Raw genomic sequence first — 19,428 nt, 5'->3', positions numbered from 1 at the left:
CGAGTCACTGTCCTGATATTTCGTATCCGAAATACCTCGGCCAGCGCCCACACGAATTACTTGGTTAACTTTTTAAAGAGCGTTCGGGGCTTGCCCGATCAAGGTGGCGTATTCTACATCGAATCGCTGCCTTGTCAACCGTTTATTTTGACTTCGATTTAAAACCGAAAAACTGCCAATAAATTCAAACGGTTGCCTTTCAATTTCTGGCCCGCCTCAGTGGCGTTCCCCTCGAAAGAGATGCGCATTCTACAGAGCCCTGAGAATGTGTCAACGAGGTTAACCAATTATTTTTACTCTGTTTCGGTTAGCACCTATAACGCTGCTCAAACCACGAGCAAAACGCTCATTTTTCAGACCAACGTCACGCAGATTCGCCTGCCGCGCGACGCGATTTTCTAAACAGCGCAAAAACCGGCCCAGACAACGCATAAAGGAGGAACCCGCTAAACAGGACCGTTGCCGGATCAAGCGCGACAACCACAAACATCAGCACCACCAGGAGTATTGCTGCGAACGGCACCCGCCCCCGCATATCCAGGTCCTTGAAGCTCTTATAGAGAATGTTGCTGACCATCAGTACACCACAACCGCCAACCACGATAATCGTCATGAGGGTTAGCCAACTAGCGGGCTCCATAATGTGGAAGCACCACACCAACCCAGCAACACACGCCGCAGCTGCGGGACTGGGCAGTCCAACGAAGAACTTTTTGTCCATGGAGCCGATCTGGGTGTTGAATCGCGCCAACCGCAAAGCCGCACCAGCCACATAGATAAAGGTAATCGCCCAACCAACCTGGCCGAGGTTGTTCAGCGACCAGAAGAACGCCACCATCCCGGGCGCCACACCGAAAGCGACCATATCCGCGAGACTGTCATACTCCTCGCCGAACTTACTCTGGGTGTTGGTCAACCTGGCAACCCGACCATCAAGCCCGTCCAGGATCATGGATACGAAGATCGCAATCGCTGCATTGTCGAATACGCCATTTGCGGCGGAAACGATCGCGTAGAAGCCAGAGAACAGGGACGCCGTTGTCAGCGCATTAGGCAGCAGGTATATCCCCTTGCGACGAACCGGCGCTCCCTCTACTAACTCTTCCTCGACGACCTCACCGGACTCGATGTCATGCTCATGACCAGAGGCGTCTGACCGCCCCCGGACATCTTTCTTTTCAGCCTGTGCTTCGGCCTGCTTCTTTTCATCAGTCATTCCAATCACTCCGGAAAGCATTTAGGCGGAGTATATACGAAAAACGCGGCCACCCGGGCCGCGTTTTCCAAACCAGTCCGAAGTATCGGATCAGTTTTTGTCTTTGTCCACGATCTTGTTCGCGGAGATCCAGGGCATCATGGAGCGCAGCTTTTCACCAACAGTCTCGATCTGATGCTCGGCATTAATGCGGCGACGGGCCGTCATGGATGGGTAGTTGCTGCTGCCTTCCTGAATGAACATCTTGGCATATTCACCGGTCTGGATGCGCTTCAATGCATTGCGCATGGCTTCGCGGGATTGCTCGTTGATGATCTCAGGACCGGTCACGTACTCACCATACTCCGCGTTGTTGGAGATGGAGTAGTTCATGTTGGCGATACCGCCCTCGTACATCAGGTCAACAATCAACTTCAGCTCGTGCAGACACTCAAAGTATGCCATTTCGGGCTCGTAACCGGCATCCACAAGTGTTTCGAAAGCCGCCTTTACCAACTCAACGGTACCACCGCAAAGCACAGCCTGCTCACCAAACAGATCGGTTTCAGTCTCATCCTTGAAGGTGGTTTCGATGATGCCGGTGCGGCCGCCACCGATACCGCTGGCGTATGAGAGCGCCAGGTTCTTGGCGTTGCCGGAAGCATCCTGGAAGATAGCAATCAGATCGGGGATACCGCCGCCACGGGTAAATTCGGTGCGCACAGTGTGGCCCGGCGCTTTCGGGGCAATCATGATCACGTCCAGATCCTTGCGCGGCACGATCTGGTTGTAATGGATCGCAAAACCGTGGGCAAATGCCAGAGTGGCGCCCTGCTTCAGGTTCGGCTCGATCTCGGCATTATACAGCTGCGCCTGGAACTCGTCCGGCGTCAGCACCATGACCACATCCGCTGCGGCAACTGCTGCCGGCACGTCACTGGTTTTCAGGCCATAAGCTTCCGCCTTGGCAATGGAAGAAGAACCTGGACGCAGACCAACCGTTACATCCACACCGGACTCTTTCAGGTTGCACGCATGAGCGTGGCCCTGTGAGCCAAAGCCGATGATGGCAACTTTCTTGCCCTGGATGATGGAAAGATCACAATCCTTATCGTAATAAACCTGCATGGAAAACCTCTATATATATTGTATTGGCCTTTTAAAGGCCGTCATTGTACAGAATGATGTCAGCGCCTGTTACAGACTTAAGACCTTTTCACCACGGGCGATGCCCGAAACCCCGCTGCGAACGACCTCAAGCACACCCGAGGTACCCACCGCCTGAATAAAGCCGTCCAGCTTCTCACTGGCACCGGCCAACTGGACGGTATAGACGGAGCTGGTGACATCCACGATCTGGCCACGGAAAATGTCGACCGTGCGTTTGATCTCGGCACGCTGGGACCCGGTCGCCTTGAGTTTAACCAGCATCAGCTCGCGCTCAATGTGGGAGCCCTCGGTCAAATCCACCAGCTTGACCACTTCAATCAGCTTATTGAGCTGCTTGGTGATCTGTTCGATGACCTTGTCCGAGCCGGTGGTTGTTACCGTCAGCCGCGACAGGGTTTCGTCTTCGGTCGGCGCTACCGTCAAAGTTTCAATGTTGTAGTTGCGCTGCGAGAACAGGCCAACAACACGGGACAGTGCACCGGGCTCGTTCTCAAGCAAAACAGAAATGATTCGACGCATGATCAGACCCTCTCCGTCTTGCTGAGCCACATGTCCTTCATTGAACCACGGGCCACCTGCATCGGGTAGACGTGCTCAAAACGATCCACGTAGATGTCAACGAAAACCAGCCGGTCTTTCATCGCCAGCACTTCTTTGAGCTTAGGCACCAGATCTTCCTTCCGGTCGATACGGACACCAACATGACCATAGGCTTCCGCCAGCTTGATAAAGTCCGGCAGGGACTCCATGTATGACTGGGAGTGACGCGACTCGTAGTTCATGTCCTGCCACTGCTTGACCATACCCAGGGCCTGGTTGTTCAAATTGATGATCTTTACCGGAATATCGTACTGACTACAGGTAGAAAGCTCCTGGATGTTCATCTGGATACTGCCTTCACCGGTAATGCAAAGCACCTCGTCGTCCGGGAAGTTCAACTTGACCCCCATGGCCGCCGGCAGGCCGAACCCCATGGTGCCGAGGCCGCCGGAGTTGATCCAGCGATTGGGTTTATCAAACTTGTAGTACTGGGCAGCAAACATCTGGTGCTGACCCACATCGGAGGTTACAAAGGCTTCTCCGTTAGTGAGCTTCCAGAGCGCCTCCACCACCTCCTGTGGCTTGATGACATCCGGGCTGGTTTCGTAACGCATGCCATGAAACGCCCGCCATTCTTCGATCTGTTTCCACCAGGCGGCAATTGCGTCGGCGTCGGGTTTCTCCTTGCTTTCTTTGACAAGGGTGATCATTTCCGTCAGCACCGCATCCACCGGACCAACAATGGGAACATCCGCATCAATGGTTTTGGAGATGGAGGCCGGATCGATATCGATATGGACAATGCGGGCACCGGGACAGAACTTCTCTGTCGCATTGGTCACCCGATCGTCGAATCGCGCGCCCACACACAGGATCAGATCCGAATGGTGCATGGCCATGTTGGACTCATAGGTACCGTGCATCCCCAGCCAGCCGATGTGTTGCGTATCGGAAGCAGGATAACAACCAATACCCATCAGGGTGTTGGTAATGGGGTAACCCAGCATCCTGACCAACTCGGTCAATTGATCCGTCGCCTTGCCAAGTATGACCCCACCCCCGGCATAGATAATGGGACGCTTGGCCGCCATGAGCATATCGACGGCTTTCTTGATCTGCCCAGCGTGGCCACGGATGGCCGGGTTGTACGAACGAAGCTTGACCTTCTTGGGGAAGACATACTCGTAGCGTTCGTTTGGTGTCGTCATATCTTTCGGAATATCAACAACGACCGGCCCGGGACGCCCTGTTGAAGCAATGTAATAGGCTTTGCGAACGATCTCGGGGATCTCTTCCGGATGACGGACGCTCAGGTTGTGTTTCACGACAGGACGGGAGACACCGATCATATCGGTCTCCTGGAACGCATCTTCACCAATCAGCGTAGATGCAACCTGACCGCACAGGACCACCATTGGGATGGAATCCATAAATGCAGTCGCAATGCCAGTGATGGTGTTGGTGGCGCCAGGACCCGAGGTCACCAGTACGGTACCCGGTAATCCGGTTGCACGGGCGTAACCGTCGGCCATATGGACCGCCGCCTGCTCGTGACGCACCAGAATGTGCTTAACCTTGTCCTGCCTGAACAGCGCATCATAAATATGCAGCGCTGCCCCACCCGGATAGCCATATATGTATTCGATCCCTTCATCCTGCAAGGACCGGATCAGCATATCGGCGCCAGACAATAACTCCACGATGTTCTACCCTCTTCTACGAGTGAATGAGCCGGGAAACGTCCCGGTTGCCTGGATGTCCGGACATCATGCTTCTTGTGAAAGCTGAACCGGATACTCCGCCACACCAGCTATAAGAGGTTGTCTCCTGGCCAGCCGCCCTCCTGAGGGTTGCGGAGAACGGCCAATCAACGGGTTGCACGTAAGCAACAACCAGTCCGCGGCCTGCGCGGGGCATACAGTGTGGTAATTAACGGGGGATACTCGCTCGGGATTGCCTGCCGTATTGACCCCAGTCTTCAGGCAATCGGTAATTTTGACAGCGCTAAACTCCCTGTCAATAGCGGCAACGCTATTCTCTGCCCACACTCACCGAAGGTCTGCCATACTTTGTGCAACTATTTGAACCAGACCGAAGAAAGTTACCTTTACAAATGGCATGATAAACATAGGCTAACATAGAGACGGTACCGTTACCGGCGGTGCTTCGACGAGGCTAACGCGGAATGAGCAACGGCATGAACAGAAAAACCCTCACCCTGGCAGTACTTCTAGCCGCGACACCAGCAATGGCTTTCGCGGCTTCCGTGTATAAATGGACCGACGAAGACGGGGTTACGCACTTTGGCGATCGACAGCCAACCGGCCAACAGGCAGAGTCCGTCAACATACGTACAGGTAAATCTTCCGGGAACAACCGCATGAGTCCGCAAGAACGGGTAAAAGAGCTCGAACGCCAAGAAGCCGAGGAAAGCGAACGGCGACAGGAAAGTGCTGCTGAGGAAGCCCGCCGCAAGCAACAGAAAGCCAACTGCGAAACAGCACAAACCAACCTGGCACTGATCCAGAGAAACAGCCGGATTCGCATCGAAGAGGAAGGAGAGCTGCGATACCTTACTCCGGAAGAAATTGAGCAAAAGAAACAGCGGTTTGAAACAATAGCAGAAGAAAACTGCGGTGAGGCTTCCGAAGCCTAATCCCAACGAAGCTCTCAGATCCATAACAAAAAAGCGGAGCATCGTGCTCCGCTTTTTTGGGTCAGACCATCACGCCTTCGCGAATTCCAGACCGTGATCTTTGACTGAACCGCGAATGGTATCGCCGGGCAAGAAATCTCCCTGAAGCAACCTCTGGGCCAGCGGGTTCTCAATCATCCGCTGAATGGCCCGCTTCAATGGACGAGCACCGTACACGGGGTCGTAGCCAACTTCCGCCAGCAGCTCCATCGCAGCGTCGTCCAGCAGCAACGACATATCCTGCTCTTTCAAGCGCTTGCCCAGAGCATTAATCTGAATCCGGGCAATGCCCTGGATCTGGCTCTCAGCCAGTGGATGGAACACCACCACCTCATCCACCCGGTTAATGAACTCTGGCCTGAAGTGAGTACCCACTACGTCCATGACATCCTTCTTCATGACCTCGTAGTTTTCCTCACCCGCTTTCTGTTGAATGATGTCCGACCCCAGGTTTGAGGTCATCACGATGACGGTGTTGCGAAAATCCACCGTTCTGCCCTGACCATCCGTCAGGCGCCCATCCTCCAGTACCTGCAACAGGATATTAAATACGTCCGGATGCGCCTTCTCAACTTCATCCAACAGCAACACCGAGTATGGCCGGCGGCGGACGGCCTCGGTCAGGTAGCCGCCCTCCTCATAGCCAACGTATCCCGGAGGCGCACCGATCAGTCGAGCGACGGAATGTTTCTCCATGAACTCGGACATGTCGATTCGGACCATGGCCTCCTCGGTGTCGAACAGGAACGATGCCAGAGCTTTGCAGAGTTCGGTTTTACCGACGCCTGTCGGCCCCAGGAACAGGAAAGAACCATTCGGGCGGTGTGGGTCTGACAGCCCTGCACGGGACCGACGAACCGCGTTGGACACGGCCTCAACCGCTTCGTCCTGGCCGATGACCCGTCCATGGAGGGCTTCCTCCATTCGCATCAGTTTGTCGCGCTCGCCTTCGAGCATTTTCGAAACCGGAATACCCGTCCACTTGGATACCACTTCGGCGATTTCCTCGTCGGTCACGCGGTTTCGCAGCAGCTTCATCTCCATCATTTCCGCCTGGCTCGCCATATCCAATTGGCGCTCCAGCTCCGGAATCTGTCCATATTGCAACTCAGACATGCGGCCGAGATCGCCGGCACGGCGGGCATTTTCCAGGTCTATCCGGGCCTGCTCCAGTTGACTCTTGATCTTCTGGGAGCCATGCAGTGCCGCCTTTTCGGTGTTCCAGATCTCTTCAAGGTCCGCATACTCACGCTCAATATCGGAGATGACATCCGAGAGTTCGGAAAGCCGCTTCTTGGAGGCCGCGTCGGTTTCCTTTTTCAACGCCTCCCGTTCAATTTTCAATTGGATTAGGCGTCTCTCGAGGCGATCCAGCGCTTCGGGCTTGGAGTCCATCTCCATGCGGATCTGGCTTGCAGCTTCGTCAACCAGATCAATGGCCTTGTCGGGCAATTGGCGATCGGCGATGTATCGATGAGACAACCTGGCCGCTGCGATGATGGCGCCGTCAGTGACTTCCACCCCGTGATGAACTTCGTAGCGTTCCTTCAGGCCGCGCAGGATCGCGATGGTGTCCTCCTCGGTGGGCTCGGAAACCAAAACCTTCTGGAACCGACGTTCGAGGGCGGCGTCTTTTTCAATATTCTCGCGATATTCATCAAGAGTGGTAGCGCCCACGCAATGCAATTCCCCGCGCGACAAAGCGGGCTTGAGCATGTTGCCGGCATCCATGGAGCCTTCCGCTTTACCCGCACCAACCATGGTGTGAATTTCGTCAATGAACAGGATGATCTGTCCTTCCTGTTTGGCCAACTCATTCAGCACGGATTTGAGGCGCTCTTCAAACTCACCCCGGAACTTGGCGCCCGCAATCAACGAGCCCATATCCAAAGACAGCACACGCTTATTCTTGAGCCCCTCTGGCACCTCGCCATTCACAATGCGCTGGGCAAGTCCTTCTACAATCGCGGTCTTACCCACGCCGGGCTCACCAATAAGCACCGGATTATTCTTGCGACGGCGCTGCAATACCTGAATGGTCCGACGGATCTCATCATCGCGACCAATCACCGGGTCCAACTTGCCAGCCTCGGCACGTTCGGTCAGATCAATGGTGTATTTAGAGAGCGCCTGACGATTTTCTTCAGCGGACGCATCGTCAACCGACTCGCCACCTCTAACCTCTTCGATAGCACGCTCCAGTGCTGATTTGTCGACGCCCTGCTCCCGCAGAACCCGCCCGAGGCTGCCCCGATCCTCAAGCGCTGCCAGCAGCAACAATTCACTGGAAATGAACTGGTCGCCACGTTTCTGCGCCAGCTTGTCTGCAATATTGAACAGCCGCCCCATATCGTTCGACATAGAAACATCGCCGGCAGAGCCCTGCACTTCCGGCAGGTTTTCGATTTCACGGGCCACGGCCTGACGTATCCGGGAAGGCTCGGCACCGGATTGTTTCAACAGCGGCTTGATGGAACTGCCCTCCTGGTCCATCAGCGCCTGCATCAGGTGCACGGGCTCTATAAAGTTGTGATCCCTGCCTACCGCCAGGGACTGGGCGTCGGCCAGTGCGGTCTGGAGTTTGCTGGTCAGTTTGTCGATTCTCATAATTCCGTGTTCCCCAAATCTCTGTCACTTAACCGATCAAAGACATCCATCGGCGACATTGCGTCTGCTTTGACAGTTAATGTAGGGGCGATTGGTGGGAGTTCAAGCAGACCGGACTGGAAAGTGTCAGAAAATTGACGAACATCATGAGATGAATATCAGGCTTGCCATTCTCCCGGTTTGCCCGTCTCGACGATAGGAGAAAAACCGCTCACTATCGGTTACCGTGCAGAATTCACCACCGTAGATTTGAAGCACACCTGCCATTGCCAGCCTCTGCCGGGCAAGCTCATAGATATCCGCAAGATAATGCGTTGGATTTCGAGGACTGCAGATGAACGCATCACCCGACTGGGAATCATTCATCAGGAAGGCCTCCCTCACCTCAGGGCCAACCTCAAACTGATCAGGACCAATGGCCGGCCCCAACCACGCCAGGACGGCCGCGGGGTTGCCCAGATGCTCGATCGTTCGCTCCAAAATACCACCACGCAAGCCGCGCCAGCCAGCATGAGCGGCGGCCACCTGGCCACTGGCGGGGTTGCAGAAAAGCACCGGAAGACAGTCCGCTGTCATCACCACACATGCCACCCCGGGTTGGGAGGTCACACTGGCATCCGCTGTAACCGAACCCGACTGCGGCAATTCAACGACGTCGGTACCGTGAACCTGATTAAGCCAACCGAATGACTGCAAGCCGGGCTCAGCCCACTGCCCAAGCAGGGACCGATTTTTCGCCACATCATCGGGATGATCTCCCACATGCGTGCCGAGGTTCAGGGACTGCCACGGCGCCTGACTGACCCCGCCCGCCCGCGTGGTGCATGCGGCGTGGACCCGGGCCGGAGCTGGCCAGTCGGGGACAATCACCGGCAGTTCAGAGGTCATGGTTCTCCAACTCCTTAACGTGCTTGCGAAGCGCGGCCAGCAGACCTTCGATATCATCGGGCAATGGCACCTCCCAGGTCAGTATTTCACCGGTTTGGGGGTGTTCCAATGTCAATTGGCGTGCATGGAGCGCCTGGCGCTGGAAACTGGCAAGCACCTCTCTCAACTCCTCCGTTGTGCCTTTCGGCAAGCGTAACCGACCACCATACTGAGGATCGCCCACCAATGGATGTTTCACGTGGGCCATATGCACCCGTATCTGGTGGGTACGACCACTCTCCAGCTTGCAGCGAACGTGGGTGTGCGCTGCGAAGCGCTCCACCAGGCGATAATGCGTTACCGCTGGCTTGCCCGTGGGCACAACCGCCATCTTCTTGCGCTCACGGGGATGGCGACCGATCGGCGCGTCCACCGTCGCTCCCCCGGTGAGGGTGCCAACCACAATGGCTTCGTACTCCCGCCCCATGGTCCGGGTCTGCAGCTGGTCGACCAGCGATGTGTGAGCAATCAGGCTACGTGCTACCACCATAATACCGGACGTGTCCTTGTCGAGACGGTGCACAATACCCGCCCTGGGCAGGTTCTCCACTTCCGGGGCATGGTTGAGCAAGGCATTGACCAGGGTACCGTCAGCGTGGCCTGCCGCTGGGTGGACCACCAAGCCTGCGGGCTTGTTGATGACCAACAGGTGCTCATCCTCGTACACAATATCCAGGTCTATCGATTCTGCTTCCCAGCTGACCTGCGCCTCCGGCTCCGCATCCAGTTCGAGCCGGTCACCCAGCATCACCTTGTCCCGGGGCTTACAGGGCTTTCCATTGACCGTCAGCGCGCCGCTCTTGATCCAGCCCTGCAGTCGGGAGCGCGAGTGCTCCGGCATCAGTTCGGCTGCAGCCTGATCCAGGCGGCGGTCGCTGAGCTCCGGTGGAACAGAGAAGCTGGCGATAATACGGTTTTCAGATGACATTGAGCCCCCGGGGCCGGTATGAGTGTTACGTTTGAGTCAGAATTTCTGAATCCACGGCGCGTGCCACTGCACATGTGAACGGATCCCCGTTACAATGGCCGTCGTTTCGAATTTTGCCATTATACGGGATTCCGGCATGAGATCAGTTGTCCGATTACTGCTAGTCACCACCGCAGCGCTATTCATCAGTGCCTGCGCATCGAACGATAAGCAGGAAGAAGTACTGCCGGAGCAAACCTATTACGAAAATGCCCGCGACGCGATGAATGCGGGCAACTTCAATGAAGCGGAACAGAATCTCGACTATCTGGAAACCTACTACCCGTTTGGCCGCTACGCGGAACAGGCCCAGCTGGACCTCATTTATGCCCGCTACCAGAACCTTGACCTGGAAGGCGCCCGCTCTGCAGCAGACCGCTTTCTTCGACTGAACCCGCAGAGCGATCACGCAGACTATGCGCTGTATATGCGCGGCCTCGCGTCCTATAACCTGGATATTGGCCTGGCTGCCCGGTACTTCCCGGTCGACGTTTCGGCAAGGGACCCCGGTGAACAGCGCCAGGCGTTCCGGGACTTTTCCGAACTGCTGAACCGCTACCCCTCCAGCGAATACGCGCCTGATGCCCGCCAGCGCATGATTGCTATTCGCAACCGCCTGGCCGAACTGGAACTTTACGCGGCACGTTACTACATCAGCCGCGAAGCCTACATCGCCGCAAACAATCGGGCTCGCTACATCGTGGAAAACTACTCAACAACGCCGTCCGTGGAAGAGGCGCTGATTATCCTGGCCGAGACCTTCCGCTTCATGGATCTGAAAAAGGGAGCAACGGATGCCGTGGCAATGCTGAAACAGAACTTCCCGGACAGCACGGCCTTCAACGAGGACGGAGAGTTCCAGCCAGACATCCTCAAACGTGAGGATCGCTCACTGTCTAGCGTGGTTACCTTCGGCCTGATGGGCGACGAATAAGGCTTGCCAAGGCTGCCCGAGCAATCAGGCAGCCCAACGGCAATCTACTTTCCACTTTTCCAGCCATTAGTAATCGGGTAACGCCGATCCTTACCAAAGCCCCGCTCGGTAATTCTCACGCCAATCGGCGCCTGCCTGCGCTTATACTCGTTGACGTCCACCAACCTTACCACGCGATCGACATCGGCCCTATCGAATCCCTGCGCCACAATGGCATCGGCACTGAGATCCCGCTCCACATAGAGATTGAGGATCTGATCGAGAATGTCGTATCCCGGCAGGCTGTCCTCGTCTTTCTGGTCCGGCGCCAATTCTGCTGACGGTGGACGGGTAATGACCCGTTCCGGAATCACCTGCGAAACACTGTTGCGGTACCAGGCGAGGCGAAAAACCAGGGTTTTGGGGACATCCTTGAGCACATCAAACCCTCCGGCCATATCGCCGTAGAGGGTTGAGTAGCCCACCGCCATTTCACTTTTGTTGCCGGTTGTCAGAACCAGCGAACCGAACTTGTTGGATAGAGACATCAGCAGGACGCCCCGCAGCCGTGCCTGCAGGTTCTCCTCGGTGGTGTCTGGTTGCGTGCCCTCGAACGGAGCCGCCAGTGTTTCCATAAAGGCATCGTACATAGGCTCAATGGAGAACACGTCATACTGGACACCAAGGGCCACAGCCTCGGCTTCCGCGTCCTCAATACTCATACCCGAGGTATAGCGAAAAGGCATCATCACTGCGCGTACCCGGTCAGCTCCCAGGGCATCCACCGCAACGGCCAGGGTCACCGCGGAATCAATACCGCCCGACAGGCCGAGGACAACGGACTTAAAGCCATTCTTGTTGACGTAGTCCCTCACTCCCAGAACCAAGGCCTTGTAGACATTCTCCTCCAATGACGGCTCGGCGAAGGCAGGCTGCGATATCGGCTGGCAGTGATGTTCACAGATGAAGTCCACTGGATAGAGCCCTTCGCTGAACTGTGGCGCCTCCGCGGCAAGTACGCCGGAATGGTCGTAAACCACTGAGCCACCATCAAAGACCAATTCGTCCTGTCCGCCGACCAGATTTACGTAAACGATACTCACCCGATTCTCAAAGGCCTTACGTTCCACCAGAGCCTTGCGGCGCACCTGCTTGTCAATATCGTAGGGTGAGGCATTGAGGTTGACGACAAGCCTGGCGCCTGCCGTGGCAGCATCTTCCACCGGCCCTTCGCTCCAAATGTCCTCGCAGATGGTAATACCCACCGGCACCCCTTTGATATCCATGACCAGGGTATCCACACCATTCGCAAAATAGCGCTTCTCGTCGAAAACCTGGTAATTGGGAGGAAACCGCTTGAAGTAGCGACCGGTTATTTTTCCCTGCTCGATGGCGACCGCAGCGTTGTAAAGTAGAGCGCCCTCCCGTATCGGAGCCCCCACGATGATGGCAGGGCCCAGATGTTCCCCGCTCAAGGTTTCCAGCGCGTCTGCAACGCGAACATCCATACTGGGCCTTAACAAAAGGTCTTCCGGTGGGTAACCGGTAAGACACAGCTCCGGGAATACAACCAGATCCGCCTGATACTCCTGCTCCGCGCGTCGGGTCGCTTCAATCACCTTTTGGGTATTGCCGGGGATATCGCCCACCAGAAAATCGAGTTGGGCCATCACTACCCGAAGTTTTCCGGGCCCCTGGCCATCCTTTTGCACGGACATAACGCAGCTCCTGTAACTCATTGCCATTAAAAGGCTATTATAACCCCGCAAGACAACAGAATTCTCGCGGGATATCCACTGGACGATGGCACAACCAATCACCCCTGATCAGCAACCCATAACCGACGCACCTCCCTCGAACCAGCGGGGCCGACTGTTTCGGATCTACAACCACTATCGCGTTGTCGTCAGCGTTATACTGGTGGCGTTGCTGTTTGTGGACCCCATAAACTTCGACTCCCGCTTCCGATCAATGGATTATTACCAGGCCGGGGTGGTCTGCTATCTCGCCATCAATGGCTTCGTCGCGTTGATAATGCTGGCGGGCTTTCAGCCCAAAAGCCGCCATATCACTGTATCCATATTGATGGACATCCTGCTACTACATGGGCTCCTGCTCACCAGTACAGGCATTACCAATGGCCTGGCGAATCTGGTTATCGTTTCCGTGGCTGCAGGTAATATCCTGACCCCCACCAGGATTGGCACCTTCTACGCGGCGTTGGGCGCCATCTGCTCCCTGGGCATCTCGGCCTGGTCCGTACTGGTGTTTGATGACTCCGCCGATGAAATTGTTCGTGCCGGCTCCCTCGGTATTCTTTATTTTGCCGCAGCGTTTATCCTCCAATACATATCGCGGCGCATGCTGCGAAGCGAAGCGCTTGCCAGTTCCCGAGCCCGCAGCATTGCCGAACTGGAGCAGATCAATCGCCAGATTATCCAACGCATGAGAACCGGGATTCTTGTTCTCGACCGGTTCGCGCGCATTCGCCTGGCTAATGCTGCTGCGGAAGAATTGTTGTTTGGCACCGGCACTGAGGACTCGAAACTACCCAGCCGGGGACGAAACCTGCCGCGACCGCTGCGAAAGGGACTCGACGCCTGGCTGAAAGACCCAGCTCGCAGAACGGAACCTTTCCAGGCCACGCAGACCTCGCCCGTGGTGCAGGCCAATTTCACTCAACTCGATCAGCAGCGCGGCGACCAGATCCTGGTATTTATCGATGACATGAGCAGGGTGACGCAACAGGCCCAGCAAATGAAGCTGGCCTCCCTGGGGCGACTGACTGCAGGTATTGCCCACGAAATTCGTAACCCGCTGGGCGCCATCAGCCACGCGTCCCAGTTAATGAACGAATCCCCCAACCTGGATGAGGGGGATCGCAAAATGCTGGACATCATCGAACGGCATTCCCGCCGGGTTAACGGCATTATCGAGAATGTGCTCGACCTGTCGAGACGACGCGCCGCCGACACCGACCTAATTGACGTCGGCCAGTGGTTATCGGCGTTCCGCGACGATTACCTGCAAACCCAGAGCAATGAAGACCAGAAATCCGACGATATTGTACTTCGCACCGAACGGAAACTGCCCCTGGCGCGTTTTGATGTCAGCCAGATAGAGCAGGTGATGGTCAACCTCTGCGACAATGGCCTCCGGTACAGCAAGCAGTCAGTGGGCGAACGCCGCATCGAACTGTACGCTGGCGTTACCGCCGATGGTGAGCGCGCCTATGTGGATGTTCGGGATTTCGGCCCGGGCATTGCGCCGGAGCACCGCGTGTCTGTTTTTGAACCGTTTTTCACAACCGACAAGAGTGGGACGGGGCTCGGCCTTTATCTGGCGCGAGAACTGTGCGAGGCTAATCAGGCTCACCTGTCCCTGGTAGAGGACAACCAGCCCGGCTGTTGTTTCCGTATTACATTCGCCCACCATGGACGGATGATCTGACAAATCCGGAAGCCCGGTAGTCTGAATAACGACATGGAACCGATAACAATCCAATGACCACTCATACCGCCCTGATCGTAGACGACGAACCCGATATCCGGGACCTCCTGGAAATTACTCTGACCCGAATGGGAATAACAACCCTGACTGCCCCCGACATCACCTGTGCGAAAAAGCTTCTGGGTGAGCACAAGCCGCAACTCTGCCTGACAGATATGAACCTGCCCGATGGCAACGGCATCGAACTCGTGCAATGGATCCAGCACAATACCCCTAGCACCCCGGTGGCTGTCATTACTGCCTACGGCAACATGGATACGGCCATTGAGTCGCTGAAGGCCGGGGCATTCGATTTTGTGTCCAAGCCGGTTGAGCTTCCGCGGCTTCGGGAGTTGGTTAATAGCGCCCTCCGGTTGTCGGAGGCGGAAGCCAATACCCAGGACACTGACGATGAACCAGGCCTGCTACTCGGCAAATCAACAGAAATTCAGAAGCTCCGGAGCCAGACCCGGAAGCTGGCCAGAAGCCAGGCGCCTGTTTTTATCAGCGGGGAATCGGGTAGCGGTAAAGAACTGGTCGCAAGGATGATTCACTTGCAGGGCCCTCGTCGAAACGGTCCCTTTATAGCGGTCAACTGCGGCGCCATCCCCTCGGAGTTGATGGAAAGTGAATTTTTTGGACATAAAAAGGGAAGTTTTACCGGGGCCGTCGAAAACAAAGACGGGCTGTTCCGCTCCGCCAATGGCGGCACTTTGTTCCTGGACGAAGTCGCTGACCTGCCGCTGGCCATGCAGGTAAAGCTACTGAGAGCAATTCAAGAGAAGGCTGTCCGTCCGGTTGGCGATACCAAAGAGGTTCCGGTGGATATCCGGGTGCTCAGTGCGACCCACAAAAACCTTCCGGAGCTGGTTCAGGAGGGTACGTTCCGACAAGACCTCTTCTACCGGATCAATGTCATCGAACTGGCAGTTCCACCGTTACGCGAACGCCCCGACGACATACCCTTGCTCGCCCGACACATTCTCGAACGAATAAGTAACGAGTATGAATGCGATCCCGCCTCGTTAACCCCAGGCGCCATCGATCGGCTCAAACAGTACGATTTTCCGGGTAACGTAAGGGAGCTCGAGAATGTTCTGGAGCGTGCTTTTACACTTTGCGATGCCGACCAGATAGATGTCGGGGATCTGCATCTTGGAAATGGCGTACAAAAGGCGTCGTCCCCAACCCAGGTGATTGCGGAAGGCGAGGCCGAAGATGGCGAGGATGTCCCTGTACCCGATGGCGAGATTGACCTGGAGAACTATCTTGAAAGCATAGAAAGACAAGCCATCGAGAAGGCCCTGGAAGCCACCCGATGGAACAAAACAGCGGCAGCGAAGCGTTTGGGCATCAGTTTTCGAGCGCTTCGGTATCGCCTGAAAAAGCTGGGAATGGAGTGAACGGCATCTCAGAACTCTCTCGCCGGCAACCACCGTTCATTGAATTGAGGTAAGATTCATATTGCTTTTCTACAGGATGTAAAGAAGCGCCCAGACCAAACCACCAACATGGATGTTGACTATGCAAAACGCCGCCAGAACCAGGGGTTTCACCCTGGTTGAACTTATTCTCACACTCGCACTGGTTGCAATGCTCGCCGGGATAGCCAGCACCTCCTGGACTCAGCTTATTTCCTCAACACGCCACAACGATCTGATTAACGACACTCGCCGGATGTTTGCCGTCGCTCGCTCGTACGCCGTTCACCAGAAAACCCTAACCACCGTCTGCCCACTGTCTCCGGCGCAGAGATGTATCGATAACTGGAATAACCCTGTCTCTGTCTTTCCAGACCGAGACAACGACAAACGCCCGGATGCCGGAAAAGTCCATCGAGTGTTCACGCTTACGCGAGGCCAATCCAGCCTCTATTCCCGAACAGCCGGAAGAGGCTACTTCCAGTTATCTGCCAAAGGTATGAGTCACGGCACCATGGGAAGTCTTGTCGCGTGTTCCACCTCAACCAACGGCGGATTTAACATGAGTTACCTGGCCCTCAATATCGGCGGACGCATTCGGACACTCCACGACGAAGACGGGGATGGGAGTATCAGACTTCCATGGGGAACAACCGTCACCTGCCCCGGCCCGTGAAAAACGGGCCGACAATCGACCTAAAAGTGTGACCCAAGCCTCATCTTCAGCACGCGGATACCGCCCGTACCAGATGTTCGACCGTTTATCGAATAGGCAATGAATATCTATGGCGCCTTTGCTTTACTAACCTGAGGCTTACCAACGGACTTTGGCATGTTGAAGAAAACCGCAGGTTTCACGCTCATAGAACTACTCGTCACGATGGTCATTCTCGCGATCACTGCGACCGTCGCTGTCCCCGGCTTTGGCAGGCTGATAGAAAGCAACCGGCTGACAACCGGCACGAACTTGCTGGTGTCATCCATTAAACTGGCAAGAACAGAAGCCATCAAACGCGGCACAAACGTCACGTTCAGTACCGATGGTGGTCTGGAGAGTGGTTGGTGTGTGCACGAAGGTGATGAAACCGGGGACTGCGCCAACGACCAGATTCGCGGGTTCGAGTCACCTGGAAACCTTGCCTTTACTGAAGACGTAGGCGATCTGGTGTTTGACCGGCGCGGATTTCTAGTTCCACAAAACGCTCGATCTTTTACCATCGCCCCCGTGGGCTGTGCCAGTGGAGACATTTCCTTCCGAGAGGTCCGTGTGAGCCCGGTCGGACGAACCGAAGTAGATGACGGAGTATGCCCGTGATGCCAGCAACAACCCTGACCGCGAAGCAACGCGCTTGCCCAGCCTCCCTGGCACACCAGTCCGGTCTTGGCATGATTGAGATCCTCATTACAGTCCTGGTTCTTGCCATCGGCATACTGGGCGTTGCCTCTACACAGGTCGTTTCCCTGCAAATGAACTCCCAATCCCAGAGCCGGAGCCAGGCGGTTCTGCTCGCGGAAGACCTGCTGGACCGAATTCGTGCGAATTCCGACAATCTCGTCGCCTATGCCCTGGCCCAGGACGACGCGCAGGGCGCCGATGGTGGTGATTGCAACACGTCTTTCGTACCGGCAAATGCCAACGTTGCAGCCAATGATATAGCCGCCTGGGAAAACAGCCTCGCCTGCCTTCTTCCAGAGGCTGAGCGTACCGTTACGGTGGACCCCTTAACCAACGTGGTTACAGTCACCATAGACTGGGACCAGAACGACCAGGCCATGAACCCCGTAGTAGTGAGGACTCAGATTTGATCATGTCAAAGTTCCGCGCTCCCTCTGCCGCCGCCACTCGTCCTATGGCCCGCCAATCAGGCCTGTCGTTGGTTGAGTTGCTGATTGCAACCGCCCTTGGCCTCATTCTTACGCTTGGAGTAATCCAGATCTATCTGAGTGGCAACGAAACCTACCGTCAAACTCAGGGCCTCGCCCATGCGCAGGAAAGTACCCGGTTTGTTTCTGCCGTCCTGACACCGGATTTCCGTTCCGCGGGCAGTTTCGGCTGCCTCGCTGAAATGGCCCGCCCGCTTGACCAGGTTGTCGACAACCGTCTGAATGGCGGTCTGGTAGTGCCACTGGATCAGGCACTCCAGGGCTGGGAGTACACCGGAACCGGCCCAGGAGACAGCGTCGCGCTGGCAAACGCCATGGCAACGCCCGGCGCCGATAACTGGGCCTCCGGAACCACTGGCACGAACTTGCCCGCTGATCTTGCGGGTTCGGTGATCACCAACTCCGATGTCGTTATCGTCAACGCCCTGACCTCTCTTGGAGTGCCTTTAAACCCGGCTAACCCCCAGAATGGGAACAGCATCAATCTTAACGCCAGCTCGGGAGTGGACGCTGGATCTGTCATTCTTGCTACCCGTGGCGATTGCTCCGAAGGCGAAATGTTTCAGAAGAGCAACAATGCCAATGCCAGCTCCATTACGATGGCCGGCGGCAACGTCAATCCGGGCAATAACGGCAACAACTTCAATCTTAATTACGACCCTCAAACCCGAGTCTATCAGTTTACGTCCATGGCCTATTACATTGGCCAGGGCACCAACGGCGAACCCGCCTTGTTCCGGCGCATGATGACACCACTCCAGAACCCCCAGGAACTGGTCTCTGGCGTTGAAACACTGCAAATCCTCTACGGCGAAGATACCGTTGGAACCAACGCTGCGGATGACTATGTCCCTGCCGACGAGGTGGCGGACTGGAGAACCATCGTGAGCGTCCGGTTCTCGGTCATGACCCGCAGCCAGGACGAAGTTCTGGACGAAGAAAATAATCGCAATTTCGATATGCTTGGCAGTGAAGTCTCCCAGGCAAACAATGGAGACCGACGTGTTCGGCTTATCTCCGTCAGCACCACTGCACTCAGGGGAAGAATGTGATGAAAGCGACCCGGAATCGAGTGAAGCCGACTATGCCAGGAGCTACCCCTTTTATTAAACGCCAACGCGGGGCGACTTTGATCGTGGCGCTTGTCATGTTGCTGCTCATTTCACTGCTGGCTATCGGTGGCATGCAGGGATCCGTAATGCAGGAACGCATGGCGAGCAACGCCCACGACAGTGCGATTTCGTTTCAAGCTTCAGAAGCTGCGTTACGACAGAGTGAAAACGATATTCTGAACACCCCAGGTACCCGTGTGACGGCCTTTAGCGAGGCAATGCTCGACAGCCCGTGGGACTGGGATGGCAATAACCCTGCCCGATCTGGCACCGGGGTCGCCGGCCCGGATGTAAGCGCACAACCTGCCTACCATCTCGCGCGTCTTGCGGATGTTTGCCCGATCGAACCCGGACAGCCCTGCTTCGAGCGCTACCTGGCAACGTCTCGAGCCCAAGGGGGAAGCGATGAAGCAGTCACAGTACTCCAATCTACGGTTTTGTTACCACCAGAGTAAATGACGGCGTGTGTTAAAAACCGTCGCCAGACAAACATCACAATGAATTGCTG

The 19,428-nt window shown here is 55.9% G+C and carries 17 protein-coding genes; 9 read left to right on the top strand and 8 right to left on the bottom strand.

Annotated features, from left to right (window positions below):
• Nucleotides 1-364: 364 nt before the first annotated feature.
• From pssA to AC13D2_RS06840, 4 genes are all read right to left on the bottom strand, one after another.
• Nucleotides 365-1,216, bottom strand: coding sequence for a CDP-diacylglycerol--serine O-phosphatidyltransferase (pssA, locus tag AC13D2_RS06855; protein ID WP_300497027.1), 852 nt, complete (start codon nt 1,214-1,216; stop codon nt 365-367).
• 90 nt (nt 1,217-1,306) lie between these two features.
• On the bottom strand, nt 1,307-2,323 hold the full coding sequence (gene ilvC, locus AC13D2_RS06850; RefSeq protein ID WP_007155057.1) for a ketol-acid reductoisomerase: 1,017 nt from the start codon (nt 2,321-2,323) through the stop codon (nt 1,307-1,309).
• Nucleotides 2,324-2,392: 69 nt separating this feature from the next.
• Nucleotides 2,393-2,884, bottom strand: a complete 492-nt coding sequence (gene ilvN, locus AC13D2_RS06845) for an acetolactate synthase small subunit (protein WP_007155058.1) — start codon at nt 2,882-2,884, stop codon at nt 2,393-2,395.
• A gap of 2 nt (nt 2,885-2,886) precedes the next feature.
• Complete coding sequence (locus AC13D2_RS06840; protein ID WP_300497023.1) at nt 2,887-4,605, bottom strand: acetolactate synthase 3 large subunit; 1,719 nt, start codon at nt 4,603-4,605, stop codon at nt 2,887-2,889.
• A 497-nt stretch (nt 4,606-5,102) separates the two neighbouring features.
• Here AC13D2_RS06840 and AC13D2_RS06835 point away from each other — a divergent pair, with 497 nt between their 5' ends.
• Complete coding sequence (locus tag AC13D2_RS06835; RefSeq protein WP_292049135.1) at nt 5,103-5,561, top strand: DUF4124 domain-containing protein; 459 nt, start codon at nt 5,103-5,105, stop codon at nt 5,559-5,561.
• A gap of 69 nt (nt 5,562-5,630) precedes the next feature.
• Here the strand turns inward: AC13D2_RS06835 and clpB are convergent, their stop codons facing one another.
• The 3 genes from clpB to rluD form a co-directional block, all read right to left on the bottom strand.
• Entirely contained in the window at nt 5,631-8,207 is a 2,577-nt protein-coding gene (gene clpB / locus AC13D2_RS06830; RefSeq protein WP_482938368.1) for an ATP-dependent chaperone ClpB, read from the bottom strand.
• 144 nt (nt 8,208-8,351) lie between these two features.
• The gene (gene pgeF, locus AC13D2_RS06825; RefSeq protein WP_300497013.1) at nt 8,352-9,095 is read right to left on the bottom strand and encodes a peptidoglycan editing factor PgeF; all 744 of its coding nucleotides are present in this window, start codon (nt 9,093-9,095) and stop codon (nt 8,352-8,354) included.
• Entirely contained in the window at nt 9,085-10,062 is a 978-nt protein-coding gene (rluD, locus tag AC13D2_RS06820) for a 23S rRNA pseudouridine(1911/1915/1917) synthase RluD (protein ID WP_292049132.1), read from the bottom strand. The genes pgeF and rluD overlap by 11 nt, the downstream gene beginning before the upstream one ends.
• Before the next feature lie 136 nt (nt 10,063-10,198).
• On the opposite strand from rluD, the gene AC13D2_RS06815 reads away from it, so the two are divergent.
• The gene (locus tag AC13D2_RS06815; RefSeq protein WP_292049131.1) at nt 10,199-11,035 is read left to right on the top strand and encodes an outer membrane protein assembly factor BamD; all 837 of its coding nucleotides are present in this window, start codon (nt 10,199-10,201) and stop codon (nt 11,033-11,035) included.
• A gap of 44 nt (nt 11,036-11,079) precedes the next feature.
• On the opposite strand, the gene AC13D2_RS06810 is transcribed toward AC13D2_RS06815, so the two are convergent.
• Complete coding sequence (locus AC13D2_RS06810; RefSeq protein ID WP_292049130.1) at nt 11,080-12,732, bottom strand: NAD+ synthase; 1,653 nt, start codon at nt 12,730-12,732, stop codon at nt 11,080-11,082.
• Between the two features lie 85 nt (nt 12,733-12,817).
• Between AC13D2_RS06810 and AC13D2_RS06805 the strand changes: the two genes are divergently transcribed.
• The 7 genes from AC13D2_RS06805 to AC13D2_RS06775 all read left to right on the top strand — a co-directional run bounded on the left by AC13D2_RS06805 (nt 12,818) and on the right by AC13D2_RS06775 (nt 19,375).
• Complete coding sequence (locus AC13D2_RS06805; RefSeq protein ID WP_292049128.1) at nt 12,818-14,464, top strand: sensor histidine kinase; 1,647 nt, start codon at nt 12,818-12,820, stop codon at nt 14,462-14,464.
• A gap of 53 nt (nt 14,465-14,517) precedes the next feature.
• On the top strand, nt 14,518-15,906 hold the full coding sequence (locus AC13D2_RS06800) for a sigma-54-dependent transcriptional regulator (protein ID WP_292049127.1): 1,389 nt from the start codon (nt 14,518-14,520) through the stop codon (nt 15,904-15,906).
• Between the two features lie 121 nt (nt 15,907-16,027).
• Nucleotides 16,028-16,600, top strand: a complete 573-nt coding sequence (locus AC13D2_RS06795; protein WP_292049125.1) for a pilus assembly FimT family protein — start codon at nt 16,028-16,030, stop codon at nt 16,598-16,600.
• A gap of 156 nt (nt 16,601-16,756) precedes the next feature.
• Nucleotides 16,757-17,239: a GspH/FimT family pseudopilin gene (locus AC13D2_RS06790; RefSeq protein WP_292049124.1), complete on the top strand. Its 483-nt coding sequence runs from the start codon at nt 16,757-16,759 to the stop codon at nt 17,237-17,239.
• The gene (pilV, locus tag AC13D2_RS06785; RefSeq protein WP_292049123.1) at nt 17,239-17,730 is read left to right on the top strand and encodes a type IV pilus modification protein PilV; all 492 of its coding nucleotides are present in this window, start codon (nt 17,239-17,241) and stop codon (nt 17,728-17,730) included. The genes AC13D2_RS06790 and pilV overlap by 1 nt, the downstream gene beginning before the upstream one ends.
• Before the next feature lie 2 nt (nt 17,731-17,732).
• Nucleotides 17,733-18,860, top strand: a complete 1,128-nt coding sequence (locus AC13D2_RS06780; RefSeq protein WP_292049122.1) for a PilW family protein — start codon at nt 17,733-17,735, stop codon at nt 18,858-18,860.
• The gene (locus AC13D2_RS06775; RefSeq protein WP_292049142.1) at nt 18,860-19,375 is read left to right on the top strand and encodes a pilus assembly PilX family protein; all 516 of its coding nucleotides are present in this window, start codon (nt 18,860-18,862) and stop codon (nt 19,373-19,375) included. Before AC13D2_RS06780 ends, AC13D2_RS06775 begins: the two co-directional genes overlap by 1 nt.
• Nucleotides 19,376-19,428 lie beyond the last annotated feature (53 nt).

The sequence above is a fragment of the Marinobacter sp. B-12 genome (assembly GCF_056857915.1).
The sequence above is the reverse complement of the archived record's forward strand: the minus strand, read 5'-3'. Positions and strand labels throughout refer to the sequence as shown.

Coding starts and splice junctions, on each gene's coding strand:
- pssA (WP_300497027.1), bottom strand. CDS start 1,216: ATGACTGATGAAAAGAAGCAGGCCGAAGCACAGGCTGAAAAGAAAGAT.
- ilvC (WP_007155057.1), bottom strand. CDS start 2,323: ATGCAGGTTTATTACGATAAGGATTGTGATCTTTCCATCATCCAGGGC.
- ilvN (WP_007155058.1), bottom strand. CDS start 2,884: ATGCGTCGAATCATTTCTGTTTTGCTTGAGAACGAGCCCGGTGCACTG.
- AC13D2_RS06835 (WP_292049135.1), top strand. CDS start 5,103: ATGAACAGAAAAACCCTCACCCTGGCAGTACTTCTAGCCGCGACACCA.
- clpB (WP_482938368.1), bottom strand. CDS start 8,207: ATGAGAATCGACAAACTGACCAGCAAACTCCAGACCGCACTGGCCGAC.
- pgeF (WP_300497013.1), bottom strand. CDS start 9,095: ATGACCTCTGAACTGCCGGTGATTGTCCCCGACTGGCCAGCTCCGGCC.
- rluD (WP_292049132.1), bottom strand. CDS start 10,062: ATGTCATCTGAAAACCGTATTATCGCCAGCTTCTCTGTTCCACCGGAG.
- AC13D2_RS06815 (WP_292049131.1), top strand. CDS start 10,199: ATGAGATCAGTTGTCCGATTACTGCTAGTCACCACCGCAGCGCTATTC.
- AC13D2_RS06810 (WP_292049130.1), bottom strand. CDS start 12,732: ATGTCCGTGCAAAAGGATGGCCAGGGGCCCGGAAAACTTCGGGTAGTG.
- AC13D2_RS06805 (WP_292049128.1), top strand. CDS start 12,818: ATGGCACAACCAATCACCCCTGATCAGCAACCCATAACCGACGCACCT.
- AC13D2_RS06800 (WP_292049127.1), top strand. CDS start 14,518: ATGACCACTCATACCGCCCTGATCGTAGACGACGAACCCGATATCCGG.
- AC13D2_RS06795 (WP_292049125.1), top strand. CDS start 16,028: ATGCAAAACGCCGCCAGAACCAGGGGTTTCACCCTGGTTGAACTTATT.
- AC13D2_RS06790 (WP_292049124.1), top strand. CDS start 16,757: ATGTTGAAGAAAACCGCAGGTTTCACGCTCATAGAACTACTCGTCACG.
- pilV (WP_292049123.1), top strand. CDS start 17,239: ATGCCAGCAACAACCCTGACCGCGAAGCAACGCGCTTGCCCAGCCTCC.
- AC13D2_RS06780 (WP_292049122.1), top strand. CDS start 17,733: ATGTCAAAGTTCCGCGCTCCCTCTGCCGCCGCCACTCGTCCTATGGCC.
- AC13D2_RS06775 (WP_292049142.1), top strand. CDS start 18,860: ATGAAAGCGACCCGGAATCGAGTGAAGCCGACTATGCCAGGAGCTACC.